At 72.9% G+C, this 25,745-nt stretch carries 25 protein-coding genes and 1 tRNA gene; 21 read left to right on the forward strand and 5 right to left on the reverse strand.

What is annotated here, in order from left to right:
• Positions 1-326: 326 nt before the first annotated feature.
• Entirely contained in the window at positions 327-2,159 is a 1,833-nt protein-coding gene (gene metG / locus V6U79_RS16810; RefSeq protein WP_334615166.1) for a methionine--tRNA ligase, read from the forward strand.
• 70 nt (positions 2,160-2,229) lie between these two features.
• Here metG and V6U79_RS16815 read toward each other — a convergent pair whose 3' ends face one another.
• Both V6U79_RS16815 and V6U79_RS16820 read right to left on the reverse strand, forming a co-directional pair.
• Positions 2,230-3,081: an alpha/beta fold hydrolase gene (locus V6U79_RS16815; RefSeq protein ID WP_334615167.1), complete on the reverse strand. Its 852-nt coding sequence runs from the start codon at positions 3,079-3,081 to the stop codon at positions 2,230-2,232.
• A gap of 69 nt (positions 3,082-3,150) precedes the next feature.
• Positions 3,151-4,398 carry a hypothetical protein gene (locus V6U79_RS16820; RefSeq protein WP_334523271.1) on the reverse strand — a complete coding sequence of 416 codons (1,248 nt, stop codon included), beginning with the start codon at positions 4,396-4,398 and terminating at the stop codon, positions 3,151-3,153.
• Positions 4,399-4,493: 95 nt separating this feature from the next.
• Here V6U79_RS16820 and V6U79_RS16825 point away from each other — a divergent pair, with 95 nt between their 5' ends.
• From V6U79_RS16825 to V6U79_RS16855, 7 genes are all read left to right on the forward strand, one after another.
• Positions 4,494-5,381, forward strand: a complete 888-nt coding sequence (locus tag V6U79_RS16825; protein WP_334615168.1) for a TatD family hydrolase — start codon at positions 4,494-4,496, stop codon at positions 5,379-5,381.
• 32 nt (positions 5,382-5,413) lie between these two features.
• On the forward strand, positions 5,414-6,283 hold the full coding sequence (gene rsmA, locus V6U79_RS16830) for a 16S rRNA (adenine(1518)-N(6)/adenine(1519)-N(6))-dimethyltransferase RsmA (protein WP_334615169.1): 870 nt from the start codon (positions 5,414-5,416) through the stop codon (positions 6,281-6,283).
• A gap of 9 nt (positions 6,284-6,292) precedes the next feature.
• Positions 6,293-6,433, forward strand: a complete 141-nt coding sequence (locus V6U79_RS16835; protein WP_334615170.1) for a hypothetical protein — start codon at positions 6,293-6,295, stop codon at positions 6,431-6,433.
• Positions 6,430-7,380, forward strand: a complete 951-nt coding sequence (locus V6U79_RS16840) for a 4-(cytidine 5'-diphospho)-2-C-methyl-D-erythritol kinase (protein ID WP_334615171.1) — start codon at positions 6,430-6,432, stop codon at positions 7,378-7,380. The genes V6U79_RS16835 and V6U79_RS16840 overlap by 4 nt, the downstream gene beginning before the upstream one ends.
• A gap of 279 nt (positions 7,381-7,659) precedes the next feature.
• Positions 7,660-9,471 (forward strand): ABC-F family ATP-binding cassette domain-containing protein, encoded by a 1,812-nt coding sequence (locus tag V6U79_RS16845; protein ID WP_334615172.1) that lies wholly within the window; start codon positions 7,660-7,662, stop codon positions 9,469-9,471.
• 100 nt (positions 9,472-9,571) lie between these two features.
• Positions 9,572-10,027, forward strand: coding sequence for a DUF4383 domain-containing protein (locus V6U79_RS16850; RefSeq protein WP_334523284.1), 456 nt, complete (start codon positions 9,572-9,574; stop codon positions 10,025-10,027).
• Between the two features lie 140 nt (positions 10,028-10,167).
• Complete coding sequence (locus V6U79_RS16855) at positions 10,168-10,644, forward strand: DUF4383 domain-containing protein (RefSeq protein WP_334615173.1); 477 nt, start codon at positions 10,168-10,170, stop codon at positions 10,642-10,644.
• A gap of 6 nt (positions 10,645-10,650) precedes the next feature.
• Here the strand turns inward: V6U79_RS16855 and V6U79_RS16860 are convergent, their stop codons facing one another.
• A complete protein-coding gene (locus V6U79_RS16860) occupies positions 10,651-11,331 on the reverse strand; it encodes a TetR family transcriptional regulator (protein WP_334615206.1) in 681 nt (226 codons plus the stop codon).
• A 183-nt stretch (positions 11,332-11,514) separates the two neighbouring features.
• Here V6U79_RS16860 and V6U79_RS16865 point away from each other — a divergent pair.
• The 8 genes from V6U79_RS16865 to cysN all read left to right on the forward strand — a co-directional run bounded on the left by V6U79_RS16865 (position 11,515) and on the right by cysN (position 19,187).
• Positions 11,515-11,586: transfer RNA gene (locus V6U79_RS16865), tRNA-Gln, on the forward strand.
• Positions 11,587-11,693: 107 nt separating this feature from the next.
• On the forward strand, positions 11,694-13,229 hold the full coding sequence (gene glmU, locus V6U79_RS16870; RefSeq protein ID WP_334615174.1) for a bifunctional UDP-N-acetylglucosamine diphosphorylase/glucosamine-1-phosphate N-acetyltransferase GlmU: 1,536 nt from the start codon (positions 11,694-11,696) through the stop codon (positions 13,227-13,229).
• A gap of 54 nt (positions 13,230-13,283) precedes the next feature.
• The gene (locus V6U79_RS16875; protein WP_334451417.1) at positions 13,284-14,264 is read left to right on the forward strand and encodes a ribose-phosphate diphosphokinase; all 981 of its coding nucleotides are present in this window, start codon (positions 13,284-13,286) and stop codon (positions 14,262-14,264) included.
• Positions 14,265-14,551: 287 nt separating this feature from the next.
• A complete protein-coding gene (locus V6U79_RS16880; RefSeq protein WP_334615175.1) occupies positions 14,552-15,253 on the forward strand; it encodes a 50S ribosomal protein L25/general stress protein Ctc in 702 nt (233 codons plus the stop codon).
• A gap of 93 nt (positions 15,254-15,346) precedes the next feature.
• Positions 15,347-15,937, forward strand: a complete 591-nt coding sequence (pth, locus tag V6U79_RS16885; RefSeq protein ID WP_334615176.1) for an aminoacyl-tRNA hydrolase — start codon at positions 15,347-15,349, stop codon at positions 15,935-15,937.
• A 109-nt stretch (positions 15,938-16,046) separates the two neighbouring features.
• On the forward strand, positions 16,047-16,865 hold the full coding sequence (locus V6U79_RS16890) for an inositol monophosphatase family protein (protein WP_334523473.1): 819 nt from the start codon (positions 16,047-16,049) through the stop codon (positions 16,863-16,865).
• Between the two features lie 79 nt (positions 16,866-16,944).
• Complete coding sequence (cysD, locus tag V6U79_RS16895) at positions 16,945-17,859, forward strand: sulfate adenylyltransferase subunit CysD (RefSeq protein WP_334523297.1); 915 nt, start codon at positions 16,945-16,947, stop codon at positions 17,857-17,859.
• The gene (cysN, locus tag V6U79_RS16900; RefSeq protein ID WP_334523299.1) at positions 17,859-19,187 is read left to right on the forward strand and encodes a sulfate adenylyltransferase subunit CysN; all 1,329 of its coding nucleotides are present in this window, start codon (positions 17,859-17,861) and stop codon (positions 19,185-19,187) included. Before cysD ends, cysN begins: the two co-directional genes overlap by 1 nt.
• 127 nt (positions 19,188-19,314) lie before the next feature.
• On the opposite strand, the gene galK is transcribed toward cysN, so the two are convergent.
• Both galK and galE read right to left on the reverse strand, forming a co-directional pair.
• Positions 19,315-20,472 carry a galactokinase gene (gene galK / locus V6U79_RS16905; protein ID WP_334523302.1) on the reverse strand — a complete coding sequence of 386 codons (1,158 nt, stop codon included), beginning with the start codon at positions 20,470-20,472 and terminating at the stop codon, positions 19,315-19,317.
• Positions 20,469-21,452 (reverse strand): UDP-glucose 4-epimerase GalE, encoded by a 984-nt coding sequence (gene galE / locus V6U79_RS16910; RefSeq protein ID WP_334615177.1) that lies wholly within the window; start codon positions 21,450-21,452, stop codon positions 20,469-20,471. Before galE ends, galK begins: the two co-directional genes overlap by 4 nt.
• Positions 21,453-21,625: 173 nt before the next feature.
• On the opposite strand from galE, the gene V6U79_RS16915 reads away from it, so the two are divergent.
• From V6U79_RS16915 to V6U79_RS16935, 5 genes are read left to right on the forward strand one after another with little or no spacing between them, the layout of a single operon-like run.
• Positions 21,626-22,639, forward strand: a complete 1,014-nt coding sequence (locus V6U79_RS16915) for a hemolysin family protein (RefSeq protein WP_334523306.1) — start codon at positions 21,626-21,628, stop codon at positions 22,637-22,639.
• Between the two features lie 33 nt (positions 22,640-22,672).
• On the forward strand, positions 22,673-23,698 hold the full coding sequence (gene trpS, locus V6U79_RS16920) for a tryptophan--tRNA ligase (RefSeq protein WP_334523309.1): 1,026 nt from the start codon (positions 22,673-22,675) through the stop codon (positions 23,696-23,698).
• A 22-nt stretch (positions 23,699-23,720) separates the two neighbouring features.
• Entirely contained in the window at positions 23,721-24,299 is a 579-nt protein-coding gene (locus V6U79_RS16925; RefSeq protein WP_334523476.1) for a 2'-5' RNA ligase family protein, read from the forward strand.
• Positions 24,300-24,357: 58 nt separating this feature from the next.
• On the forward strand, positions 24,358-25,293 hold the full coding sequence (locus tag V6U79_RS16930; protein ID WP_334523312.1) for a YhjD/YihY/BrkB family envelope integrity protein: 936 nt from the start codon (positions 24,358-24,360) through the stop codon (positions 25,291-25,293).
• A 1-nt stretch (position 25,294) separates the two neighbouring features.
• Entirely contained in the window at positions 25,295-25,663 is a 369-nt protein-coding gene (locus V6U79_RS16935) for a GntR family transcriptional regulator (protein WP_334523315.1), read from the forward strand.
• Positions 25,664-25,745: the final 82 nt, after the last annotated feature.

Below are 25,745 nucleotides of genomic sequence, written 5' to 3' on the forward strand. Positions count from 1 at the left end.
TCCGACTTGGGCCGGGCGGCCGCGGGTCGCCGGGTCCGTGCCGCCGCGGGCCGGCCGGACCACGCCGCCGCGCCGGGCGGCGTCCCCGGTGCCGGCCGGGTCCGTCGCCGTCGCGGGGGACGGGTCGTCGTGCCCGGGTGCCGCTCGTCTGCCAGTCACGGCGTTCATTGGACACCGCCGGCCGGCAGCTGTCGGGCAGCTCGCGCCGCGTGTCGGCGACAAATCGGACGAATGGTCGGGGTGGCGGGGTGGTCCGTCCGGGCCGCCGCGCCACCGGGGGGCCTATTGATTCGCGGGCACCGGGGAGCGCACTAGGCTTGCTGGTCATGAGTCACGTTCTCGCGGCGGTCGCCTGGCCGTACGCCAACGGCCCGCGCCACATCGGCCACGTCTCCGGTTTCGGCGTTCCCTCCGACGTCTTCGCCCGGTACATGCGGATGGCCGGCCACGACGTGCTCATGGTCTCCGGCACCGACGAGCACGGCACCCCGATCCAGGTGCAGGCCGACGCGGACGGGGTCACCCCCCGCGAGCTGGCCGACCGGTACAACCGGGTGATCGTCGAGGACCTGCACGGGCTCGGCCTCTCCTACGACCTGTTCACCCGCACCACCACCGGCAACCACTACGCCGTGGTGCAGGAGCTCTTCGAGGGGATGCACCGCAACGGGTACATCGTGCCGAAGACCACGATGGGCGCCATCTCGCCGTCGACCGGGCGGACCCTGCCCGACCGCTACATCGAGGGCACCTGCCCGATCTGCGGGTACGACAGCGCCCGTGGCGACCAGTGCGACAACTGCGGCAACCAGCTCGACCCGGTCGACCTGATCGACCCGAAGTCGAAGATCAACGGGGAGACCCCGAAGTTCGTCGAGACCGAGCACTTCTTCCTGGACCTGCCCGCCCTGGCCGAGGTGCTGCGGCAGTGGCTGGACACCCGGGAGGGCTGGCGGCCCAACGTGCTGCGGTTCTCCCGGAACCTGCTCGACGACCTCCAGCCCCGGGCCATCACCCGGGACCTGGAGTGGGGGGTCCCGATCCCCCTCGACGGCTGGCGGGACCGGGGCGACAAGCGGATCTACGTCTGGTTCGACGCGGTGATCGGCTACCTGTCGGCCTCCATCGAGTGGGCCCGCCGCTCCGGCGACCCGGAGGCCTGGCGCAGGTTCTGGAACTCGAAGGACGCCGAGGGCAGTGTGCCGTCGGCCGACGGAGTCGGCGGAGACGCCCGCGCCTACTACTTCATGGGCAAGGACAACATCGTCTTCCACTCGGTGATCTGGCCGGCGCTGCTCAGCGGCTACTCCGGCGAGGGCTCGCGGGACGGCGAGCCGGGCGAGCTGGGCCGCCTCAACCTGCCCACCGAGGTGGTCTCCAGCGAGTACCTGACCATGGAGGGCCGGAAGTTCTCCTCGTCCCGCAAGGTCGTGATCTACGTACGGGACTTCCTGGAGCGGTACGACGCCGACGCGCTGCGCTACTTCATCGCCGCCGCCGGCCCGGAGAGCAACGACACCGACTTCACCTGGGCGGAGTTCCTCCGCCGCAACAACGACGAGCTGGTCGCCGGCTGGGGCAACCTGGTCAACCGGTCCGTCTCGATGGCGGCGAAGAACTTCGGCGCGATCCCGCCGGTCGACCCGGCCGGGCTCACCGAGGCCGACGAGGCGCTGCTCGCCACCGCCCGGGCCGGCTTCGACACGGTCGGCGACCTGATCGCCCGGCACCGGCAGAAGCAGGCCATCGGCGAGGCGATGAAGGTGGTCGCCGAAGCCAACCGCTACCTCTCCGACCAGGCCCCGTGGAAGCTCAAGGACGCCGCGGACAAGCCCCGGATGGGCACCATCCTGCACGTCGTCCTCCAGGTGGTCAGCGACGCCAACACGCTGCTCACCCCGTTCCTGCCGCACTCCGCGCAGAAGGTGCACGAGCTGCTCGGCGGCACCGGCGTGCACGCGCCGATGCCGGTGATCGAGGAGGTCGACGACCTCGACGGCGGGCCGGCGTACCCGGTGCTCACCGGTGACTACACCGTCGGCGCGCGCTGGGCGTCCGTACCGCTGGAGGCCGGGCGGCCGCTCGCCGCGCCGAAGCCGGTCTTCCGCAAGCTCGACCCGGTCATCGTCGAGGAGGAGCTGGCCCGGCTGGCCGGCTGAACCCATGTACGGCGGCGCGGCCCAGGGGTCTCCCCGGGGCCGCGCCGCCGATCCGTCGGCCGGTCGCCGCTCAGGCGCCGGCCATGCTGGGCTGGCCGAAGAAGCTCAGGAGCTCCTGGGTGACCTCGTCGGCGTGCGTCCAGGGCGTGCCGTGCGGGGCGCCCTTCAAGACGACCAGCCGGCTGTTCGGCAGCATCGGCTGGAGCCGCTGCCCGGTCAACGGGAAGGGCAGCACGTTGTCCTTGTCGCCCTGCACGATCAGCACCGGCACGTCGATCCGGGGCAGGTCGTCCCGGAAGTCCGTCTGCCAGGCGCCCACGCTGTCGTGGGTGCCCCGCGCCGAGGCCATCGTGCCGATGTTCCAGTGCGCCCGGTACGCCTCCTCGCTGACCCACCCGCCCTTGTTCTCCGAGTAGTTGAAGAACGCCTCGCAGAAGGAGGTCAGGTAGGCGAACCGGTCGGCCAGGATCGCCTGCTGGAACCCGTCGAAGAGCGACTTGTCGGCGCCCTCCGGGTTGTCCGCCGTCTTCAGCAGGAACGGCGCCAGCGGGGCGAGCAGCACCGCCCGGCTCACCCGACCCGAGCCGTACGTGCCCAGGTAGCGGGTCACCTCACCGGTGCCCATCGAATGGCCCACCAGCATTACGTCGCGCAGGTCCAGCTGCGTCATGAGCACGTCGAGGTCGGCGGTGAACGTGTCGTAGTCGTACCCCGTCGCCGGCTGGCCGGACGCGCCGAAACCCCGCCGGTCGTACGTGATCACCCGGTAGCCGGCGTTCAGCAGCTGGCCGGCGACCTTCTCCCAGGTCGCGCCGTTGAACGGGAACCCGTGGATCAGCACCACCGGCTGACCGGAACCGCGATCCTCGTAGTACAGGTCGATGGGGGCGGAGTTCTCCGCGCCGACCGTGATGAAGGGCATGGCGGTCTCCTGATCTGCGACGTCGGACGCCCGCGCTTTCCCGGGCCACTGCCCGTTATGCGTGCCCCCTCACACCGCGTACGGCAGGTCCACCACCCGGTCGTCGGTCACCTCGGCCCCCGGCGCCCACGCCTCGTAGACCCCCCGCTCGTGGCACTGCGCCCCGGTCGCCAGCACCGAGTCCGGATCCGGCCGGCACAGCCGCAGCCGCAGCCAGCCCGCCTCCTCCCGCAGCACCAGACAGGGGGCGCCGCGCCAGTGCGCGTACCGCAGCCGGCGGGCCACCGAATCCACCGGGTAACGCGCGGCCCGGGTCATCGCCAGCACCCGGAACCCGCCCGGCAGGTCGGCCACCGCCTCGTACTCGCCGCCGGCGTGGCCGCCGACGAGCTGGGTGGAGCGGGGCGCGTCGCCGGTCGGGACGTACTCCTGGTCCGGGGAGAGGCCCGGCACGGCGGCCAGCAGGTGCCGCCACTGCGGGCCGACCATCCGCAGCCAGCCCCGCTGCTCCGCCTGGTAGCTGTAGAGCACCACCTCCACCCCGTCGGCGGTGTAGGCGAGCAGGGTGGCGTTCGCCGGCAGCGGCAGGTCGGCCAGGTCCCGGGTGACGAACTCCGGGATGAGCTGGAGGTTGCTGGGGACGAAACCGGTCCCCAGCACCGGCGGACCGAGCCGGTCCCGTTGCGGCAACGCCCGCAGCCCCCGGTGCGCCTCGCCGACCGGCACGTCGTAGTCGGCCGGGTCGGCGGCCCGCCAGCGCAGCGCGTACGCCACGTCGACGCCGTCCCGCCCGCCCTCACCGTCGCCGCGCAGCACGGCCAGCGCCGCCGGTGTCCGCAGGTGCGCCACGTCGTGCTCCCGGTAGCAGAAGCCGTGCGGCAGCCAGCCGCGCACGTAACCGGCGAGCTGCCGGGCGGAGAGCACCTTGACCATCCGGGTGCCGCGCCGGATCACCGCCGAGGCCCGTACCGCGGCCAGCGTCGGGTCGCCCGCCGCCGTCGGCTGCTGGCTGAGCTGGTGGACGTCCGACCAGCCTCGGTCCCGGTGCAGCGGCACCAGCAGCGGCGACTCCGGCTCCTCGGCCGGCTCGGTCGCGCCGTGCACCGAGGTCACCTCGGTGACGTGCGCGAAGCGCCGCCACGGCGGCGCGCCGCCCGGGCGGGGCGCCCACTCGAACCCGGCCGCCTCCTCGGCGCTGAACAACTCGTACGCGGCGCCTCGGGCGATCTCCTCCGCCGGGTACACCGCCCCGTGGTACGTCACGTGCAGCCCGGCCCGTTCGGACGCGGCGCCGTCGGCCTGCGGGGTGACGCTCACGCCGGCGACGCTAAGCCGGCCAGATGCCGGGCCGGTGAACAGGTGATGGCGTCCCGGGAACGTCGCCCGTGCCCGGTGTGTGATGCTGGCGAGCGATGAGTGAGCCGACCGAGACCCGCAAGCAGCGCGCCGCCCGCCGCGCCGGGGAGTTCCCGCCCGCGCCGGAGCCGCTGCCCCGCCCCGTGCTGGACAGCCACACCCACCTGGACATCACGGTCAGCGAGGCCGGCGTCCCCGGTGGTGGGCCTGGCGACGACCCGGTCGCGGTGGCGATCGAGGTGGCCGCCGCGGTCGGCGTGGACCGGCTGGTGCAGGTCGGCGTGGACGTCGCCTCGTCCCGTTGGGGCGCCGACGTGGCTGAGAAGTACCCGGCGGTGCTGGCCACCGTCGCGCTGCACCCGAACGAGGCGCCCCGCCTGGCCGACCTGGACGAGGCGCTGCGGGAGATCGAGACGCTCGCCGCCCGCGACCGGGTACGCGGCGTCGGCGAGACCGGGATGGACTTCTACCGCACCGGCGACCAGGGGCGGGCCGCGCAGGAGGAGAGCTTCCGGGCGCACATCGCCATCGCCAAGCGCTACGGCAAGGCGCTGGTCATCCACGACCGGGACGCGCACGCCGACGTGCTGCGCGTCCTCGACGACGAGGGCGCCCCGGACACCGTGGTGCTGCACTGCTTCTCCGGCGACGCCGAGTTCGCCGCCGAGTGCGTGCGCCGGGGCCACCTGCTCAGCTTCGCCGGCACGGTCACCTTCGGCAGCGCCGCGGCGCTGCGCGAGGCCGCCGCGCTCACCCCGATCGACCAGATCCTGGTGGAGACCGACGCGCCGTACCTGACCCCGATGCCGCACCGGGGACGGCCGAACGCGTCGTACCTGATCCCGCTGACGGTCCGGTCGCTGGCCGCGACCACCGGCGCGGACCTCGACGAGCTCTGCGCCGCCATCTCCGCCACCGGCGACCGCGTCTTCGGCCCGTGGTGAGCGGGCCCGACCCCGCCGCTACGCTACGGGGCGTGACCGGTCTCCTCGGCCCGGCGGAGATCCGGGAACTGGCCGCCCGGCTGGGCGTCGCCCCCACCAAGAAGCTCGGCCAGAACTTCGTCCACGACCCGAACACCGTCCGCCGGATCGTCACCGCCGCCGGGCTGGCCCCGGACGACGTGGCGCTGGAGGTCGGCCCCGGGCTCGGCTCGCTCACCCTGGCCCTGCTCCCGGTCGCCGCGCACGTGCACGCCGTGGAGATCGACCCGGTGCTGGCCGGGGCGCTGCCGGAGACCGCCGCCCGGCACGCCGGCCCGGACGCCGCCCGGCTCACCGTGCACCGGGCCGACGCGCTGCGGGTCCGCGCCGCCGAACTGGCCGACCCGGCTCCGACCGCGCTGGTGGCGAACCTGCCCTACAACGTCGCCGTGCCGGTGGTGCTGCACCTGCTCGCCGAGCTGCCCAGCCTGCGGCACGGGCTGGTGATGGTGCAGAAGGAGGTCGCCGACCGGCTGGTCGCCGGTCCCGGCTCCAAGGTGTACGGCATCCCGTCGGTGAAGCTCGCCTGGTACTCCCGGGCGCGCGCCGCCGGCAAGGTGCCGCCGAACGTGTTCTGGCCGGTGCCGAACGTCGACTCCGGCCTGGTCGCCTTCACCCGCCGGGAACCGCCCCGCGACGACGTGGCCCGGGAGGCGGTCTTCGCGGTGGTCGACGCCGCGTTCGCGCAGCGCCGCAAGACGCTGCGCGCCGCGCTGGCCGGCTGGGCCGGTGGGGCCGACCGGGCCGCCGCCGCGCTCACCGCCGCCGGGGTGGACCCGGGCGCACGCGGGGAGTCACTCACCGTCGAACAGTTCGCCGCCATCGCCGCGTCGGCTCCGTCCGTCGCGCCCGCCGCGCAGTAGTCTGGCGGCGTGTCCGCCGAGGGCCCGCCGCACGTGTACGCGTACGACCTCGTCGACGGCCGGTACGAGCCGGCCGCCGACTGCGCCGAGGAGCTGATCGTGGAAAAGCCGTTCGACATCCGGTTGCGTGTGCGGGACATCGCCCCGTGACCGAGGCCTGGCGACCCGAGGGTGAGGACGAGCGGCGCGGGGCCAGCGGTCCGGTCAAGGTCCGGGTGCCCGCGAAGGTCAACCTGCACCTCGGGGTGGGGCCGCTGCGTCGCGACGGCTACCACGAGCTGAACACCGTCTACCACGCGATCTCGATCTTCGACGAGCTGACCGCCCGGCGGGGCGACACGCTCACCCTGACCATGGAGGGCGAGGGCGCCGGCGAGCTGGCCCTGGACGACACCAACCTGGTGATCCGGGCCGCGCACGCCCTCGCCGGGTACGCCGGCGTGCTGCCGCACGCCCGGCTGCACCTGCGCAAGCAGATCCCGCTCGCCGGCGGGCTGGCCGGCGGCAGCGCCGACGCGGCGGCCACCCTGGTCGCCTGCGACGCGCTCTGGGGGACCGGGCTCTCCCGCGACGAACTGGCCGGCATCGCCGCCGACCTCGGCTCGGACGTGCCCTTCCTGATCCACGGCGGCACCGCGCTCGGCACCGGCCGGGGCGAGGCGGTCAGCCCGGTGCTGGCCCGCCCCACCTCCTGGCACTGGGTGGTGGCCGTGGCCGACGGCGGCCTCTCCACCCCCGCCGCCTACCGGGAGCTGGACCGGCTCCGCGACGCCGGTGCCGCCGGTGCGCCGCTGGGCAGCACCGACGCGCTGCTCGCCGCGCTGCGCCAGCGTGATCCGCGGGTGCTCGCCGCGACCCTCGGCAACGACCTCCAGGACGCCGCGCTGGCGATGCGCCCGTCGCTGGTCGACACCCTCAAGGCCGGCGAGGCGGCCGGCGCGCTCGCCGGCCTCGTCTCCGGCTCCGGCCCGACCTGTGTCTTCCTGGCCGGGGACGCGGCCGACGCCGAGCGGATCGCCGGGGAGCTGGAGGCCGCCGACGTGTGCCGGGAGGCCCGGGTCGCGCACGGGCCGGTCGCCGGAGCCCGCATCATCTGACCGGCGAGCCCCGCGCACCCGACATCTCGGACGCCGGCCTCGCCCGGCACGTCGGATGCCGGCCTCGCCCGGCACGTCGGGCAGGCGAGATCGACTCCAGGTCGGCGACGTGGGGGTCTCCGGGTGGCGGGGACACCCCCGTTCCGGCGGCACGGAGTTGATCGTGCGCGCCGGGCGGAGGCGGGCGGCGCGGGCGGCTCGAGCGCCCGCGTACCCTGGGGCCAGGCGTCCCCAGGTGCCCGCCGGCACCGGGACGCCTTGATCATGGGAGGTGAGGTCGTGGCCAACATCGTCAACCTGGACCGGGTGTCCAAGGGGTACGGCGCCGCCGGGCCGCTGCTCACCGACGTCTCGCTCGGCCTGGACGACGCCGACCGGATCGGCGTGGTCGGCCTCAACGGCGCCGGCAAGTCCACCCTGCTGCGGCTGCTCACCAAGCAGGAGGAACCGGACGACGGCCGGGTAACCCACCGCCGCGACCTGCGCGTCGCCTGGCTGCCGCAGAGCCTGACTCTCACCCCCGAGGCGACCGTCCGGGACGTGGTGCTCGGCACCGCCTGGCTGGACCAGAGCATGGGCGCCGAGCACGAGTGGGCCGGCGACGCCGGGGTCCGGGCCATCCTCGACGGGCTCGGCATGCCCCACCTCGGCCTCGACCAGCCGGTCGGCCCGATGTCCGGCGGCGAGCGCCGCCGGGTGGCGCTGGCCGCCCTGCTGGTCCGCGAGTCCGACCTGCTGATCCTCGACGAGCCCACCAACCACCTCGACGTCGGTGGCGTCGACTGGCTGGCGAAGTACCTGGTCGGCCGGAAGGGCGCCCTGGTCGTGGTCACCCACGACCGGTGGTTCCTCGACGCGGTCTGCACCACCACCTGGGAGGTCGCCGACCAGACGGTCCGGGCCTACGAGGGCGGGTTCGCCGCCTGGACCCTGGCCCGTGTCGAGCGCGAGCGGGTCGCCGCGGCCACCGAGGCCCGCCGGCAGAACCTGCTCCGCAAGGAGATCGCCTGGCTGCGGCGCGGCCCACCGGCCCGTACCTCCAAGCCGCGGTTCCGCATCGACGCCGCCAACGCGCTCATCGCCGACGTCCCGCCGCCGCGCGACACCATGTCGCTGCAACGGCTCGCCACCGCCCGGCTCGGCAAGCAGGTGTACGACCTGGAGGACGTCCGGCTGCTCGCCGGCCCGAAGGAGATCCTGCACCGCGCCACCTGGCAGGTCGGCCCCGGCGACCGGATCGCCGTCCTCGGCCGCAACGGCGCCGGCAAGACCACCCTGCTGCGGATGCTCGCCGGGGTCACCCGCCCCGACGGCGGGCGCTTCCACACCGGCTCCACCGTCCGGCCCGCGTTCCTCTCCCAGGAGCTGGCCGAACTCCCCGGCCACCTGCGGGTCCTGGAGGCCGTCGAGGAGGTCGCCCGCCGGGTGCAGCTGGGCGACCGGGAGGTCTCCGCCGCTCAGCTCGCCGAGATCTTCGGCTTCGACGACCGGCGGCTCTGGACGCCGGTCAGCGACCTCTCCGGCGGGGAGCGCCGCCGGTTGCAGATGCTCCGCCTGCTCGCCGGCGAGCCGAACGTGCTGCTCTTCGACGAGCCGACCAACGACCTGGACACCGACACCCTGGCCGCGCTGGAGGACCTGCTCGACTCCTGGCCCGGGACGATCATCGTGGCCAGCCACGACCGGTACCTCATCGAACGGGTCACCGACGTCGCGTACGGCATGTTCGGCGACGGCCGGCTGGTGCACCTGCCCGGCGGCGTCGACGAGTACCTGGCGCGGGCCGGTGGCGCGGAGCCGGCGCGTACCCCGGCGGCCCCCACGGCCCCCACGGCCGGGCCGGGCGTCGCCGCCCCGACCGGCATGTCGGCCGCCGAGGCCCGGCAGGCCCGCAAGGAACTGGCCCGGCTGGAGCGTCAGGTCGCCAAGCTGGAGCAGAAGGAGACCGCGCTGCTCGACCAGCTCGCCACGCACGCCACCGACTACGCCAAGGTGGCCGAGCTCGACGCGCAGCTCAAGGAGCTGCGGGCCGAACGCGAGCGGACCGAGGAGACGTGGCTGGCCCTGGCCGACGAGATCCCACCGGTCTGAGGCGGTTCCGGCCCGGACGGGGCCCCGTGTGCGGCGTCACATGCCGGCGTGCGGGAGAATCGTCGGCGACCCTCACCCGAACGGCGTTGGAGACACAGTCATGGCCCATACCCCCGTCAACCACCCCGCGCGGCCGGTCTACCGGGCGATCGGCGGGCTCGTTGGTCTGTACCTGGTGGTCTTCGGTGTGCTCGGCATCATCGCGAGCGCCGGCAACGACATCCTCGCCCAGGATGACACCAAGGTCTTCGGTCAGGGCACGAACCTCGGATTCTCGCTGCTCAGCATCCTGATCGGCCTCGCCGTGCTGGCCGGCACCGCAATCGGCCGCAACCTCGACGTGGCGATCAACCAGGTCCTGGCGTACGGCCTGATGGTGCTGGGCCTGGCGCAGCTGGCCTTCATCCAGACCGACGCCAACATCTTCAACTTCACCATCATCACCGTCATCGTGGTGCTGACCCTGAGCCTGGTCCTGCTGATGGTCGGCATGTACGGCAAGGTCGGCACCGACGAGGACAAGGAAGCCTGGCAGAAGGCTCGCCTCGTGCTCTGATCCGCCGCCGATGGCGCCCGCGGTTGTCGCCGGGGCCCGACCCGGACCGGGGCGGGCCCCGGCGACCGCCGTTTGACGGACAGTGGCCGCCCGGCTGAGCGACAATTCCTCCGAACCGGCCGTATTCGGATGGGGGAGTCATGGTGCACTTTCCGGTGAACCACCCGGCGCGCCCGCTGTACCGGGCCATCGCCGGCCTGGTCGGGCTCTACATCCTGGTCTTCGGCGTCTGGGGCGTCGCGCTGACCTGGGACCAGCCGCTGTTCGACCGGGGCAGCACCTGGGCCCTCGGGCTCCGCACCAACCTCGCGTTCTCGCTCGTGTCGGTGGTCTTCGGCGTGGTCCTGATCATCGGCGCGTCCCGGCGCAGCAACCTGGGCCACTACATGAACCTGACCGCCGGGGTGGTCTTCATGGTCACCGGCGTGGCCATGATGGCCGTCCTGCAGACCACCGCCAACTTCCTGAACTTCTCCATGTCGACGGTGATCATCTCGATGGTCTTCGGGCTGACGCTGCTCGCCACCGGCCTCTACGACAAGGTCGGCACCGAGGAACACGCCGAGCAGGAGAAGGCCAGCCGCCGCCACCCGATAGCCGAGACCAACAGCCGCTGAGCCGGCTCAGGCACGCTTCCGCACCGTGATCAGGCCCGGCTTCGCCTCCAGGTGCGACAACCCGTTCCAGGCCAGGTTGACCAGGTGCGCGGCCACCGTCTCCTTGCGCGGCTTGCGCACCTCCAGCCACCACCGGCCGGTCAGCGCCACCATGCCCACCAGCGCCTGCGAGTAGAGCTCGGCCAGCTTCGGGTCGTACCCCCGGCCGGAGAACTCGGCCGCCAGGATGTGCTCCACCTGGTGCCCGACGTCGTTCATCACGCTGCTGAAGTTGCCCGTCGCCGACATCAGCGGCGACTCCCGGACCAGCACCCGGAACCCGCTGGTCTCCTCCTCGATGTAGGTGAGCAGCGCCAACGCCGCCTGCTCCAGCAGCTCGCGCGGGTGCCCGGCGGTCAGCGCCGTGGTGATCCGGTCCAGCAGCGCCCGTACCTCGCGGTCGACCACCACCGCGTAGAGGCCCTCCTTGCCGCCGAAGTGCTCGTAGACCACCGGCTTGGAGACCTTGGCGCGGGACGCGACCTCCTCGATGGAGGTGGCGTCGAAGCCCTTCTCGGCGAAGACCTGCCGGCCGATCGAGATCAGTTGCTCGCGACGCTGGGCGGCGGACATGCGCACCCGGGAGGCGGGCTTCGCGGTCGCCGCCGGCACCGCCCGTCGTGGCCGCTCGGGGATCCCGTCCGCCATGTCGTCACCTCGCCGGCGCTCGGTGACGCCCTGTCGTGGGATGTTCCTGCCGTTGTGCCCGTCCGTGTCGGTCACCCGGCCATACTGCCAGGTGAACGTCCGGGGGCAGGGTCCGATCCGGCGCCGGACGGCCAGGGGTCGAGCCACCGCAGGGGGAAAGCGCTAAGCTGTCTTGCGTCACAGTCGGCCGTGGTGTAATTGGCAACACCCGGGTCTTTGGTACCCGTGTTTCAGGTTCGAACCCTGGCGGCCGAGCCGTCCGTCTGCTGTCCAACCCCCTCCGTCGGGGTATGGGACGAACTATCCGAGCTGTCTGGTTAGCATGACCGCGAGACTGTCGCCGTCCCGACGGGAGCCACGTCGTGCCCCAGCCCCACCTCCGCACCGTTGTCGTGCTCGCCGCCGGTGAGGGCAAGCGGATGAAGTCGGCGCTGCCCAAGGTGCTGCACCCACTGCTCGGTCGTACGCTGCTCGGCCACGTCCTGACGGCGGCCGCGCCGCTGGCCGCGGACCGGACCGTCGTCGTGGTGGGCCACGGCGCCGAGCGGGTCCGCGCGCACCTGAGCGAGATCGCCCCCGACGCCACCCCGGTCCTCCAGGCCCAGCAGCTCGGCACCGGTCACGCCGTGCGGATCGCGCTGGAGGCGGTGCCGGAGGCCTCCGGCACGGTCGTGGTGATCAACGGGGACGTCCCGCTGCTGCGCGCCGAGACGGTGGCCGCGCTGGTCGCCGCCCACGAGGGCGAGGGCGCGGCGGCGACCGTGCTCGCCGCCGAGGTGCCCGACCCGACCGGCCTGGGCCGGATCGTCCGGGACGCCGCGGGTCGGCTGGAGCAGATCGTCGAGGAGCGCGACGCCACCCCGGCGCAGCGCGCGCTGCGGGAGATCAACGCCGGCATCTACGCCTTCGACGTGGCCCGGCTGCGCGACGCCCTGGGCAAGCTCTCCACCGACAACGACCAGGGCGAGGAGTACCTCACCGACGTCTTCGGCCTGCTCGGCTCCGCCGGTGAGCCGGTGGCGGTGCACGTCGCCGCCGACCACACCGAGACGCTGGGCTGCAACGACCGGGTGGAGTTGGCGGGGCTGCGGAAGCTGCTGCGCGACCGGGTCAACGCGGCCTGGATGCGGACCGGGGTGAGCATCCTGGACCCGGACACGACCTGGATCGACGTGACCGCCACGGTCGAGCGGGACGCGGTGATCGACCAGAACACCCAGCTGCGGGGCAGCACCGTGGTGGGCGCCGAGGCGGTCGTCGGGCCGGACGTCACCCTGATCGACACGGTGGTCGGCGCGGCGGCGACGGTGCTGCGCAGCCACGCGGTGGGCGCCGAGGTGGGCCCCGGCGCCAGCGTGGGGCCGTACGCGTACCTGCGGCCGGCCGCCCGGCTGGCCGAGAAGGCCAAGGTCGGCACGTTCGTCGAGGTGAAGAACTCCGAGGTGGGCGCGGGCGCCAAGGTGCCGCACCTGTCGTACGTGGGTGACGCGACGATCGGGGCGAAGGCCAACATCGGCGCGGCGACGATCTTCGTGAACTACGACGGGGTCGACAAGCACCGCACCACGGTCGGCGAGGCGGCCTTCGTCGGCTGCGACACCAGCCTGATCGCGCCGGTCGAGGTGGGCGCGGGAGCGTACGTCGCGGCGGGCAGCGCCATCACCCAGGACGTGCCCCCGGGCGCGCTCGGGGTGACCCGGGCGCCGCAGCGCAACATCCAGGGCTGGGTGGCCCGCAGGCGGGCCGGCACCGCCTCCGCGGCGGCCGCCGAGCGGGCCCAGCGGGGCGCCGAGGGTGCGTCGGGCGCGGCGGCTGCCGCAAGCGAAGGTGAGCCAATCCACGAGGGCACCGAGACGGTGGGGGGCCCATCCCGCACGGGGGATACTGCAACCGAATAGGCCCCGGCGCCCACCGCCGCCGGGAACCACCGACCAACGGGAGCAGACGGGCCCATGGGCAGCATCGTCGCCGAAAACCGCAAGAGCCTGATGCTCTTTTCCGGACGTGGCTTTCCGGAGTTGGCCAAGGAGATCGGTGAGGTGCTCGGCGTCGCGCCGACCCCCTCCGACGCGTACGAGTTCGCCAACGGCGAGATCTTCGTACGGTTCAAGGACTCGGTACGTGGCTCGGACGCCTTCGTGGTGCAGTCCGTGACGCACGGGGTCAACACCTGGGTCATGGAGACCCTGATCATGATCGACGCGTTGAAGCGGGGCTCGGCCAAGCGGATCACCGTGGTGCTGCCGTTCTACCCGTACGCCCGGCAGGACAAGAAGCACCGCGGTCGGGAGCCGATCTCGGCGCGGCTGGTGGCCGACCTGCTGAAGACCGCCGGCGCGAACCGGATCCTCACGGTCGACCTGCACACCGCGCAGATCCAGGGCTTCTTCGACGGCCCGGTGGACCACCTCTTCGCCATGGACGTGCTGGCCGAGTACGTGGAGCACAAGTACGCCGGCCGGCCGATGACCGTGGTGGCGCCGGACTCCGGCCGCGTGCGGGTGGCCGAGCGCTGGACCGACCGGCTGGGCGGCTGCCCGCTGGCGTTCATCCACAAGACCCGGGACCCGCTCAAGCCCAACCAGGTGGTGGCGAACCGGGTGGTCGGTGAGGTCGAGGGTCGGGTCTGCCTGATCGTCGACGACATGATCGACACCGGTGGCACGATCACCAAGGCCGCCGACATCCTCAAGGAGTCGGGCGCGGCCGAGATCGTGGTCGCCTCCACCCACGCGCTGCTGTCGGACCCGGCGACCGAGCGGCTGAAGAACAGCCCGATCAGCGAGATCGTCGTGACCAACACGCTGCCGCTCCCGCCCGAGAAGCAGCTCGACAAGCTCACCGTGCTGTCGATCGCGCCGCTGCTGGCGCGGGCGATCCGTGAGGTCTTCGACGACGGTTCGGTGACGACCCTCTTCGGCGGCCTGAGCTGACCGGTGGGCCGGGGCGCGTGGGCGTCCCGGCCTTCCCGCTTCGGCCTGCGGACGGGCCGCGACGGTGATAGTGGGGACTGCCCGAAAGCTCTGATCCGGCTCGGGTAGACTGGCACGGTTGCCACGGCGAGGGTGCCCGGCGGGCCGCTGAAAGAGCGCCGCACGGAGGCACCGTCATCGACGCGGTGCTCCGGGCAGTCGTTCATGACGCATGAGCCCCAGCGAGCCCCTCGCCCAGCACCGCCAGTCGACAACCCGCCGCCGCGAAAAGCATCAGGAGTTTCCCCGTGTCCGAGGTAAAGATCAGCGCCGAGCCCCGCACCGAGTTCGGCAAGGGTGGTGCCCGCCGTACCCGCCGGGCCGGCAAGGTGCCCGCCGTGCTGTACGGCCACGGCGAGAAGCCGAAGCACATCGCGCTGCCGTCCCGCGAGTTCGCCGCGGCGATCCGCAAGGGCGGCGCCAACCAGCTCTTCGCGATCGAGGTGAGCGACGGCACCCAGGTGCTGGCGCTGCCGAAGGCGATCCAGCGTGACCCGATCAAGGACACCTTCGAGCACGTGGACCTGCTGCTGGTCCGCCGCGGCGAGAAGGTCACCGTCGAGGTCCCGGTCCAGCTGACCGGTGAGGCCGCGCGGAACACCCTGATCGTGCACGACCACGACACCCTCTCGGTGACCGCCGACGCCACCAAGGTGCCGGACCACCTGGAGGCCTCGATCGAGGGCATGGAGGCCGGCACCCAGGTGACCGCCGCCGACGTGCAGCTGCCGGCCGGCGTCGAGCTGGCCGCCGACGCGGACCAGACGGTCGCCTCGGTGACCGCCGCCCCGACCGCCGAGCAGCTCGAGGCGACCATGCCCGAGGCCGAGCAGGCCGACGCCGAGGCCGAGGCCGGCGTCGGCGAGGCGACCGCCGAGGCGTCCGAGGGTGCCGAGTCCGGTGCTCCGACCGCCGGCCAGGAGACCGCCGAGGCGAAGGCCCAGGCCTGATCGGTTCGCAGCATTGCGACAGGCGTCCCCGCACGGTGGGGGCGCCTGTCGGCGTATCGGGGCACGGATGGCGGCGAGCGGGAGGGGCGGAACGTGACGGACGAGGCGGGGCCGTGGCTGGTGGTCGGCCTGGGCAATCCGGGCCGGGAGTACGCCGGTAACCGGCACAACGTCGGCTTCATGGTCGCCGACCTGCTGGCGGGGCGGACGGGCGCGAAGTTCGGCCGGCACAAGCGGGCGGTCGCGGACGTCGCCGAGGGGCGGCTGGGCTTCGGTGGTCCGAAGCTGGTGCTGATCAAGCCGTTGACGTACATGAACCTCTCCGGCGGGCCGGTGGCGAGCCTGGCGCAGTTCTTCAAGGTGCCGCCGGAGCGGGTGGTCGCCGTACACGACGAGCTGGACATCCCGTACGGGCAGCTGCGCGTCAAGATCGGCGGGGGCGAGGGCGGGCACAACGGCTTGCGCTCGATGTCGAAGTCGCTGGGGACGAAGGAGTACGTCCGGGTCCGGTTCGGCATCGGCCGGCCGCCGGGGCGGCAGGACCCGGCGGACTACGTGCTGTCGGATTTCGGCGGCGCGGAGCGCAAGGAGTTGGATTTCCTGGTGGACCGGGCGGCGGACGTGGTGGAGTCGGTGGTCACCAAGGGTGTGGAGCCGACGCAGAACGCGTACCACGGGGCGTAGGCGGTGCTCGGGAAAAGCTGGCGGGGCCGGTAATCTGCGCCTACCTGGCCGGCGTGACCAGCGCGGGTCGTGGCGAGGCGACGGGAGCGAAGACGTGGGCAGTCCTCCGATGATCGACGGCGCGTTCGCCCGGTGGCTGGCGGCCCGGGCCGGGCAGGCGTTGCTGGAGCTCCGTTCGGAGCTGGGGTTCGCCGATGCGGGCGCGTTGAAGTCGGCGGGGGACAAGGTCTCGCACGACCTGATCCGTACCGAGCTGGCGCGGTGGCGGCCGGGCGACGCGGTGCTCTCCGAGGAGGACGAGGGTTCGCGGCTGGCCTGGGCGGCGGAGGTGAACGCGGGGGCGGTGCCCCGGCTGACCGCCGACCGGGTGTGGATCATCGACCCGCTGGACGGCACCCGCGAGTTCTCCGAGGAGGGGCGCGCGGACTGGGCGGTGCACGTGGCGCTCTGGGCGCGCAGCGCGCCGACCCCGCACGGCCTGGTGGCGGGGGCGGTGGGGTTGCCGGCGCAGCACCGGGTGCTGGGCACGGACTACCCGCCGGGGTACCCGCCGATGACGCTGGAGGCGGCGACGGCCGGGGGCGGGCGGACGATCCGGTTGGCGGTGAGCCGGAGCCGGCCCCCGGTCTTCCTGACCGACCTGGCCGACGACGTGGGCGCGCAGCTGGTGCCGATGGGGTCGGCGGGGGCGAAGATCGCCGCGGTGGTCACCGGTGAGGTGGACGCCTACATCCACGCGGGCGGTCAGTACGAGTGGGACTCGGCGGCGCCGGTGGCTGTGGCGACGGCCACCGGACTGCACGCTTCCCGGATCGATGGTTCTGCGCTGAAATACAACGAGGCGGATCCGCGCCTGCCCGACCTGCTGGTCTGCCGCAAGGATCTCGCCAGCCGGTTGCTTGCAGCGCTGCAGAGGCATTCCGGGTAGCCTGAGCGCCAGTTCTTGATTTGTCCGACCGGAAAGGTCTGGAATCCATGTGCGGATCCGCCCCGATCGAGCCCGTGTCATGACCGCCCCCGCCCGCTTCTACCAGGTCTCCCACCTCGACGCCCTGGAGGCGGAGAGCATCTTCGTGATGCGCGAGGTGGTGGCCGAGATGGAGCGCCCGGTGCTGCTCTTCTCCGGTGGCAAGGACTCGATCGTGATGCTCCGGCTGGCCCAGAAGGCGTTCGCACCGGCCAACATTCCGTTCCCGGTGATGCACGTCGACACCGGGCACAACTTCCCCGAGGTGCTCGAATACCGGGACCAGCGGGTAGCCGAGCTGGGCCTGCAACTGATCGTGGCGAGCGTGCCGGAGGCCCTGGCCAGCGGCATGGTCCGGGAGTCCGGTGACGGCACGCGCAACCGGATCCAGACCCCGGTGCTGCTCGACGCCGTGGAGAAGCACCGCTTCGACGCCCTCTTCGGCGGGGCCCGGCGGGACGAGGAGAAGGCGCGCGCCAAGGAGCGGGTGTTCAGCTTCCGCGACGAGTTCGGCCAGTGGGACCCGAAGAACCAGCGGCCGGAGCTGTGGTCGCTGTACAACGGGCGGCACCACCCCGGTGAGTCGATCCGGGTCTTCCCCCTGTCGAACTGGACCGAGCTGGACGTCTGGCACTACATCGCCCGGGAGCGCATCCCGCTGCCGTCGATCTACTACGCGCACGAGCGCGAGGTGGTGGAGCGGGACGGCATGCTCTACGCGGTCAACGAGTTCTTCCACCCCCGGGCGGGGGAGGAGCGGCTCAAGGCCCAGGTGCGCTACCGCACGGTGGGCGACGCCTCGTGCACCGCGGCGGTCCGTTCGGACGCCGACACGGTGGAGAAGGTGATCGAGGAGGTGGCCGCGACGCGGATCACCGAGCGCGGCGCGACCCGCGGCGACGACCGGGTCAGCGAGGCCGCCATGGAGGACCGCAAGCGGGAGGGCTACTTCTGATGACCACCGAGACGATCGCCGGAGGTGCGGCGGACAGCCGCGCCGCCTCCGGGGGCGGGCCGGAGGTCCGGCCGATGGACCTGCTCCGCTTCGCCACCGCCGGCAGCGTGGACGACGGCAAGTCGACCCTGATCGGCCGCCTGCTCTACGACACGAAGTCGCTCTTCACCGACCAGTTGGCCGCCGTCGAGGCGGTCAGCGCGGCCCGCGGCGACGAGTACACCAACCTGGCGCTGCTCACCGACGGCCTGCGCGCCGAGCGGGAGCAGGGCATCACCATCGACGTGGCGTACCGCTACTTCGCCACGCCGCGGCGGAAGTTCATCATCGCCGACACCCCGGGGCACATCCAGTACACCCGGAACATGGTCACCGGCGCCTCCACCGCCGACCTGGCGCTGATCCTGGTGGACGCCCGCAAGGGCCTGGTCGAGCAGTCCCGCCGGCACGCCTTCCTCTGCTCGCTGCTGCGGGTGCCGCACCTGGTCCTCTGTGTCAACAAGATGGACCTGGTGGACTTCTCGCAGGAGGTCTTCGACCGGATCGCCGACGAGTTCACCGCGTTCGCCGCGAAGCTCGACGTGCCGGACCTGACCGTGGTGCCGATCTCCGCGCTCAAGGGCGACAACATCGTCTCGCGGTCGGAGAACATGCCCTGGTACGAGGGGCCGTCGCTGCTGCACCACCTGGAGCGGGTGCACATCGCCAGCGACCGCAACCTGGTGGACGTCCGGTTCCCGGTGCAGTACGTGATCCGCCCGCAGTCGACCACCGTCACCGACTACCGCGGCTACGCCGGTCAGGTGGCCTCGGGCGTGCTCAAGCCGGGCGACGAGGTGATGGTGCTGCCGTCCGGCTTCACCAGCCGGATCTCCTCGGTGGAGACGGCGGACGGCCCGGTGGCCGAGGCGTTCCCGCCGATGTCGGTCACCGTCCGCCTGGAGGACGAGATCGACATCTCCCGCGGCGACCTGATCTGCCGGCCGAACAACGCGCCGGCGGTGTCGCAGGACATCGAGGCGATGGTCTGCTGGATGGACGAGACCCGCCCGCTCCAGGTCGGCGGCAAATACGCGATCAAGCACACCACGCGTTCGGCGCGGGCGATCGTGCGCGGGCTGCACTACCGGTTGGACATCAACACCCTGCACCGGGACGAGGCGGCCGGCGAGTTGAAGCTCAACGAGATCGGCCGGGTGCGGCTGCGGACCACGGTGCCGCTGCTGGCCGACGAGTACCGCCGCAACCGGACCACCGGCGGCTTCGTCATCATCGACGAGACCACCAACCGCACGGTCGGCGCCGCGATGATCGTCGAGGCCCAGTAACCCCGCACCGAGCCGCTCCGGGCGCGTCGATGATCGCGCTCGATCCAGGATGTAGTGGCCTCGAACGCTCTTCGAGGCCACCACATCCAGGCAATCGCGTGATCGTGCGGGCGGGGCGCGCGGTCCCTCAGTCCAGGCGGGTGGCGCCGGCGGCCGGCAGGACCGTCAGGGTGCCGGGGGCGGCGAAGCCGCGCTCGGCGTACGCGGAGGTCACGGCCGCGGCGACGGCGTCGGCCCGGTCCGCGTCGACGAGGGCGAGGACGCAGCCGCCGAAGCCGCCGCCGGTCATCCGGGCACCCAGCGCCCCGGCCGCCAGCGCCGCCTCGACCGCGGTGTCGATCTCCGGCACGGTGATCTCGAAGTCGTCGCGCATCGAGATGTGCGATTCGGTGAGCAGCGGGCCGATCTCGCGTACCCGGCCGGCGCGCAGCAGCTCGACGGTGTCGAGCACCCGCTGGTCCTCGGTGACGACGTGCCGGACCCGGCGGCGGGTCTCGTCGTCGTCGAGCCGGGCCAGGGCGTCGTCGAGGTCGGCGACGGCCACGTCCCGCAGCGCCGGCACCCCGAGCCGGGACGCCGCCCGCTCGCAGGACGCGCGGCGGGAGGCGTACTCGCCGTCGGCGTGCCGGTGCGGGGCGCGGCTGTCGATGACCAGCACGGCCAGGCCGGCGGCGTCGAGGTCGAACGGGATGTGCTCGATCGACTCGTCGCGGCAGTCGAGGAAGAGGGCGTGCCCCGCCCGGCAGCGGATCACCGCCGACTGGTCCATGATCCCGGTCGGCGCGCCGACGTAGTCGTTCTCGGCGCGCTGGGCCAGCCGGGGCTGCCGGTCGGCGGGGAGGTCCAGCCCGCCCAGGTCGACCAGGGCGGCGAGCACCGCCGCCTCCAGCGCGGCCGACGAGGAGAGCCCGGAGCCGAGCGGCACGTCGGAGGCGATCGCGATCCGCGCCCCGGGCACCCGGTGCCCGGCCTCACGCAGTGACCACACCACTCCCGCGACGTACGCCGCCCAGTCGGTGACGCGGCCCGGGGAGGCGAGGTCGCCGGCGTCGAACGAGACGGCGGAGTCGGAGAGCTCCGACGAGACGGTCCAGCGCTCGCCGTCCTGCGGCCCGGCGGCGGCGACGGTCCGCAGCGGCAGGGCGAAGGGGAGCACGAAGCCGTCGTTGTAGTCGGTGTGCTCGCCGATCAGGTTGACCCGCCCGGGGGCCGCCCAGCGGCCCGTCGGCTCGGTCCCGTGGGCGGCGCGGAAGCCGGCGGTGGCGCGTGCGGCGACGTCGGTCACGACTGCTCCAGGATGTGCGTGCGGTAGAAGGCCCAGGCGTCGGTCACCATGTCGTGCAGGGTGGGCTTCTCCGGCGTCCAGCCCAGCTCCTCGCGGGCCAGCGCCGAGGAGGCGACCAGCTCGGCCGGGTCGCCCTCGCGGCGCGGCGCGACCTCCACCGGCAGCGGGTGCCCGGTGACCTCGCGGACCACGTCGACGACCTGGCGGTTGGTGAAGCCGTTGCCGTTGCCGAGGTTGTAGATCCGGTGTCGGCCCGGTACGGCGGCGGTGAGTGCCAGCAGGTGGGCCCGGGCCAGGTCCTCGACGTGGATGTAGTCGCGCACGCAGGTGCCGTCGACGGTGGGGTAGTCGTCGCCGAAGAGCTGGAGCTTCTCCCGCCGTCCGGCGGCGACGTCCAGCGCGATCGGGATCAGGTGGGTCTCGGGGTCGTGCCGCTCGCCGATCGCGACGTCGTCGCGCAGGTACGCCCCGGCGACGTTGAAGTAGCGCAGCGAGACGGCGGCCAGGTCGTGGGCGATCGCCTCGGAGGTGAGCGCCATGTCGACGGCGAGCTTGGTGGCGCCGTACGTGTTGGTGGGAGCCTTGACCGCGGTCTCCGGGATGGGCAGCTCGGTCGGGTTGCCGTAGACGGCGGCGGTGGAGGAGAAGACCAGCCGGGGCACCCGGGCCGCGCGGACGGCGTCGATCAGGGCGATCGAGCTGACCGTGTTGCCGTGCCAGTACAGCTCCGGCTTGACCATCGACTCGCCGGCGGCGATCAGCGCGGCGAAGTGCAGCACGCCGTCGAAGCCCGCCTCCGGGGTGAGGATCCGGGCGGCCTCGTGCACGGGCAGGTCGACGTGGGTCGCCTCCGGTGCGAGCGCCTCCCGGTGCCCGGTGCGCAGGTCGTCCAGGACCGTCACGTCGTGGCCGTTGTCGAGCAGCAGCCGGGTCACCACGCTGCCGATGAAGCCGGCGCCGCCGGTGACGAGCAGTTTCACGTCGGGTCCTCCTGCCTGGCCGCGTCCCGCCGCGGCTGTCGTGATCACCCTACGGCCGGACGCGGTGCCTGCGCTTCGCGTCGCTACCTCCACTATTCCATCACAAACCTTCATGATTGAACAGATCCAAACATCGACGGCCTGCCGGCGGTCGCCGCTCTACCATCACTTGCATGCGGGAGGCGGCCGGCCCCGGGCTCCGGAGACGAGCGTCCACGCGCACCCGACGCGCGCCCGGACCGGTCGCCCGCAGCGTCGCCCGGCTCGTGGTCCGCGCCGCCGACGGGGCCACCCGGCTCGTCACCGACCTGCTCGGCGCCAGCCCGGTCGCCGGCCGGGAACGGATCAGCGAGGACGAGCTGCGCGACCTGGTCGCGGCCAACACCGTGCTCGATCCCGACGAGCGGCGGATCATCCACGAGGTGCTGGTCGCCGGCGCGAGCCTGGTCCGCGAGGTGATGATGCCCCGCACCGAGGTGGTCTTCCTCTCCGCCGGGCTGAGCATCGCCGAGGCGCAGCGGGTGGTCCGGGCCGAGACCCACACCCGCTACCCGGTGATCGACGGCACCCACGACGACGTGGTCGGCTTCGTGCATCTGCGCGACGTGCTGCTCCGCCCCGATGCCGACCCGTGCGCCCGGGTGGGTGAGCTGACCCGCGAGGTGAAGCGGCTGCCCGGCAGCAAACGGGTGCTCGCCGCGCTCACCGAGATGCGCCGCGAGGGGCACCACCTGGCCGTGGTGGTCGACGAGTACGGCGGCACGGCGGGCATCGTCACCTGCGAGGACCTGATCGAGGAGCTGGTCGGGGAGATCCACGACGAGCACGACGGACCGCCCGAGCCGGTGCTGGCCGGCCTGCCCGCCGTGGTGGACGGGCGGCTCAACCTGGCCGACTTCGCCGAACGGACCGGGGTGGTGCTGCCGGCCGGGCCGTACGAGACGGTCGGTGGCTTCGTGATGGCGGCGCTGGGCCGGCTGCCGGTGGCCGGCGACGAGGTGCCGGTGACCGTGGCCGACGGGGCGGAGTCCGAGGGGCCCGGCGGTGGCTGGTTGCTGCGGGTGCTGGCCCTGGAGGGGCGCCGGGTGTCCCGGATCGCGGTCTCCACGGCGCGCCTGCCCGAACAGCGCCGCGAGGTCACCGCTCCGGCCGGGCCGGCGGCGAGCCGACCCGCCGGCCCGTCATGACGTACGCCCGGCGGTGCTGACAGAATTGCCGTCATGTCCGACGTTCCCGCCCGCCCGCGCGTCTTCTCCGGCATCCAGCCGACGGCCGACTCGTTCCACCTCGGCAACTACCTGGGCGCGGTGCGGCACTGGGTGGCGTTGCAGGAGACCCACGACGCGTTCTACTGCGTGGTCGACCTGCACGCCATCACCGCGGGGCACGACCCGAAGGTGCTCCGGCAGCGCTCCCGGGTGGCCGCCGCGCAGCTCTTCGCGGTCGGTCTGGACCCGGACCGCAGCACCCTGTTCATCCAGTCGCAGGTGCCCGAGCACTCGCAGCTGGCCTGGGTGCTCGGCTGCATCACCGGTTTCGGCGAGGCCAGCCGGATGACCCAGTTCAAGGACAAGTCGCAGAAGCAGGGCAGCGAGCGGGCCAGCGTCGGCCTCTTCACCTACCCGATCCTCCAGGCCGCGGACATCCTGCTCTACCAGGCCAACGCGGTGCCGGTCGGCGAGGACCAGCGCCAGCACCTGGAGCTCTCCCGCGACCTGGCCCAGCGGTTCAACTCGCTGTTCGGCCCGACCTTCACGGTGCCCGCGCCGCACATCGTCAAGGACACTGCCAAGATCACCGACCTGCAGGACCCGACGGCCAAGATGTCGAAGTCGTCCTCCTCCCCGGCCGGCATCATCGACCTGCTGGAGGACCCGGCCCGCTCGGCCAAGAAGATCCGCTCGGCGGTCACCGACACCGGCCGTGAGATCGTCTTCGACACCGGGACCAAGCCGGGCATCTCCAACCTGCTGACCATCTACTCGGCGCTGAGCGGCCGGAGCATCGACGACCTGGTGGCCGCGTACGCCGGCCGGGGTTACGGCGACCTCAAGAAGGAGCTCGCCGAGGTGGTCCGGGACTTCGTCACCCCGATCCAGGAGCGCACCCGCGGCTACCTGGACGACCCCGCCCAGCTCGACAAGCTCCTCGCCGCCGGCGCGGAGAAGGCCCGCGCGGTGGCCGCGCCGACGTTGCGTGCGGCGTACGAGCGGATCGGGTTCTTCCCGCCCGTCCGCTCCGAGTAGCGGTCCGGGTCGACGGGTGCGGGTGGAGTCGGTGGCCGGAGGGGTGGCGGCGAGCGTGGATCGCAGGGACGGGGCGCCGGGGGCCGGTGGCACCATCCAGATCGGGATCGCGGTGGACATCCCGGAGCCGTGGGGCGGCATGCTCACCCGGCGCCGGATGCAGGCCGGGGACCCGCAGGTGGTCCCGGCGCACGTGACGCTGCTCGGGCCCACCGAGATCCCGGTGGCGGCGATGCCGGCGGTCGAGTCCCACCTGACCCGGGTCGCCGCCGCCCACCTGCCGTTCACCCTGCACCTGCGCGGCACCGGCACCTTCCGCCCGGTGACTCAGGTGGTCTTCGTGGCGGTGGCGGCCGGGATCAGCGAGTGCGAACTGCTCGCCGCCGCCATCAACGCCGCGCCGGAGCTGCACCGGGAGACCCGCTTCCCGTACCATCCGCACGTCACGGTCGCTCAGGACGTCGCCCCCGAGGCGCTGGACCGGGCGTACGAGGACCTGGCCGACTTCTCGGCGATGTTCGAGGTGGAGGGCTTCACCCTCTTCTCCCACAGTGGTGAGACCCGGTGGCAGCCGCGCCGGGACTTCCGGCTCGGCGGCTGAGCCCGGCCGGTGGCCGCCCACCCGCAGCCGGCGACCAGAGATCGGCGAGGATGACGTGGTGGACGCGTGGGGCCGGCTGACGGCCGGCATCGATCGTCGGTTGGCCGCGGCCCGGCACCGCTGGCCTGGCTTCGACCACCTGTGGCGGGCGGTGGACCTCTACGCCGACGTGCTGGGCGGGCGGCTCGCCGCGGCGATCGCCTACTACGGGTTCTTCGCCGTCTTCGCGCTCGCCCTGGTCGCGTACTCGGTCTTCGGGGCGATCCTCGAGGAGAACGACGAGGTCAGCGACGCGGCGGCCGACTTCCTGAAGGAGAACCTCCCGTTCCTCGATCCGGGGCAGATCGCCGAGAGCAGCAATGCGGTCGGCGTGATCGGACTGGTCATCCTGGTCCTCACCGGGATCGGCTGGGTGGAGGCGATCCGCTCCTCCCAGCGGCTGATGTACGGCTTCAACCAGCAGCCGGGCAACCTGGTGGTGCGCCGGCTGGTCGACCTCGGGGTGCTGCTGCTGGTCTTCGTGATGCTCGGCCTCTCGGTGGCCGCGGTGGACACCCTGGAGTCGCTGCTGCGCTTCCTGATGCGGGCCACCGGATCGGGCACCCTGACCGCTGTCAGCGCGGTGCTCAGCGTGCTGGTCAACGCCGTGCTCGCGACCGCGCTGCTGGTCGCGGTGCCCCGGCTGCGGATGAGCCGGCGCCGGCTGCGCCCGGTGGTGCTCTTCGTCGCGGTGGGGATCACCCTGCTCAACACCGTCGGGCGGTACTACATCGTGCGGACCGAGCGGAACCCGGCGTACACCGTGGTCACCGGCGCGGTGGCCGTGCTGCTCTACCTGTACCTGCTCAACCAGCTGGTGCTCTTCGGCGCCGCGCTCGCCGCGACCAGCCGGTACGGGCGGGTGGTCGACCTGGCCGAGGGGCCCGCCCCGGCGGACCTCGACCTCGAGGTCGACGAGGAGACCGATCCGGGTACGCCGGGAGGGGCGGGTTGACGTGCTGATCGAGATCGACCCGGGTGCGGCGACGCCCCCGTACGAGCAGGTGCGCGGCCAGTTGGCCGCGATGATCGGCGAGGGACGGCTGGCGGTGGGCACCCGGCTGCCGCCGGTGCGGCAGTTCGCCGGCGAACTGGGGCTGGCGGTGAACACGGTGGCCCGGGCGTACCGGGAGCTGGAGGCGGCCGGTCTGCTCGAGACCCGGGGCCGGCACGGGACGTTCGTCGCCCCGGGCCGCGACGACGCGGTGGACCGGTTGCAGCGTTCGGCAACCCGGTACGCCGACGAGGCGCTCCGGCTCGGCGTGCCGCCGGACGAGGCGCTGGCCCTGGTCCGCGCCGCTCTGGCCGCCGCCCGCCCCGGCTGAGCGGCGCGACCCGGGACAGAGGTCGGGAAACCGACGATGCGGGAACCGGCAGTTGCCGCAAATGCCACTCACGTCTCCGCCG

The sequence above is a fragment of the Micromonospora psammae genome (assembly GCF_036902725.1).
Lineage (GTDB): Bacteria > Actinomycetota > Actinomycetes > Mycobacteriales > Micromonosporaceae > Micromonospora.

Coding starts and splice junctions, on each gene's coding strand:
- metG (WP_334615166.1), top strand. CDS start 327: ATGAGTCACGTTCTCGCGGCGGTCGCCTGGCCGTACGCCAACGGCCCG.
- V6U79_RS16815 (WP_334615167.1), bottom strand. CDS start 3,081: ATGCCCTTCATCACGGTCGGCGCGGAGAACTCCGCCCCCATCGACCTG.
- V6U79_RS16825 (WP_334615168.1), top strand. CDS start 4,494: ATGAGTGAGCCGACCGAGACCCGCAAGCAGCGCGCCGCCCGCCGCGCC.
- V6U79_RS16850 (WP_334523284.1), top strand. CDS start 9,572: ATGGCCCATACCCCCGTCAACCACCCCGCGCGGCCGGTCTACCGGGCG.
- V6U79_RS16855 (WP_334615173.1), top strand. CDS start 10,168: ATGGTGCACTTTCCGGTGAACCACCCGGCGCGCCCGCTGTACCGGGCC.
- V6U79_RS16860 (WP_334615206.1), bottom strand. CDS start 11,331: ATGGCGGACGGGATCCCCGAGCGGCCACGACGGGCGGTGCCGGCGGCG.
- V6U79_RS16875 (WP_334451417.1), top strand. CDS start 13,284: ATGGGCAGCATCGTCGCCGAAAACCGCAAGAGCCTGATGCTCTTTTCC.
- V6U79_RS16890 (WP_334523473.1), top strand. CDS start 16,047: ATGATCGACGGCGCGTTCGCCCGGTGGCTGGCGGCCCGGGCCGGGCAG.
- cysD (WP_334523297.1), top strand. CDS start 16,945: ATGACCGCCCCCGCCCGCTTCTACCAGGTCTCCCACCTCGACGCCCTG.
- cysN (WP_334523299.1), top strand. CDS start 17,859: ATGACCACCGAGACGATCGCCGGAGGTGCGGCGGACAGCCGCGCCGCC.
- V6U79_RS16915 (WP_334523306.1), top strand. CDS start 21,626: ATGCGGGAGGCGGCCGGCCCCGGGCTCCGGAGACGAGCGTCCACGCGC.
- trpS (WP_334523309.1), top strand. CDS start 22,673: ATGTCCGACGTTCCCGCCCGCCCGCGCGTCTTCTCCGGCATCCAGCCG.